Source organism: Pseudoalteromonas sp. P1-7a (assembly GCF_001401855.1).
GTDB lineage: Bacteria > Pseudomonadota > Gammaproteobacteria > Enterobacterales > Alteromonadaceae > Pseudoalteromonas.
In genome coordinates this window covers 1-805 of the sequence record NZ_LKDU01000080.1, presented here as the reverse complement: position 1 = coordinate 805, position 805 = coordinate 1, and the positions used below count along the sequence as shown (strand labels likewise).

1 rRNA gene is annotated in these 805 nt (G+C 51.4%); it reads left to right on the top strand.

The window, feature by feature from the left end:
- A 23S ribosomal RNA gene (locus AN389_RS19510) occupies positions 1 to 751 on the top strand; the annotation flags it as partial.
- Between the last annotated feature and the right edge of the window lie 54 nt (positions 752 to 805).

The following is an 805-nucleotide window of genomic DNA, read 5'->3' as shown; positions in this document are numbered from 1 at the left end:
TGGAGTCGTCCTTGAAATACCACCCTTGTAGTTTTGATGTTCTAACGTTGGCCCCTGAATCGGGGTTACGGACAGTGCCTGGTGGGTAGTTTGACTGGGGCGGTCTCCTCCCAAAGAGTAACGGAGGAGCACGAAGGTTGGCTAAGTACGGTCGGACATCGTACGGTTAGTGTAATGGTAGAAGCCAGCTTAACTGCGAGACAGACACGTCGAGCAGGTACGAAAGTAGGTCATAGTGATCCGGTGGTTCTGAATGGAAGGGCCATCGCTCAACGGATAAAAGGTACTCCGGGGATAACAGGCTGATACCGCCCAAGAGTTCATATCGACGGCGGTGTTTGGCACCTCGATGTCGGCTCATCACATCCTGGGGCTGAAGTCGGTCCCAAGGGTATGGCTGTTCGCCATTTAAAGTGGTACGCGAGCTGGGTTTAGAACGTCGTGAGACAGTTCGGTCCCTATCTGCCGTGGGCGTTTGAGAATTGAGAGGGGTTGCTCCTAGTACGAGAGGACCGGAGTGAACGAACCGCTGGTGTTCGGGTTGTCATGCCAATGGCATTGCCCGGTAGCTACGTTCGGAACTGATAAGCGCTGAAAGCATCTAAGCGCGAAGCAGGCCTCGAGATGAGTTCTCACTAGACTTTTAAAGTCTCTGAAGGGCCGTTGAAGACTACAACGTTGATAGGCAAGATGTGGAAGTGGTGTGAGCCATTAAGCTAACTTGTACTAATTACCCGTGAGGCTTAACCATACAACGCCAAACGCGTTTTATGTGACAGAAACAAGCGACAGAAGTTAATAGCTA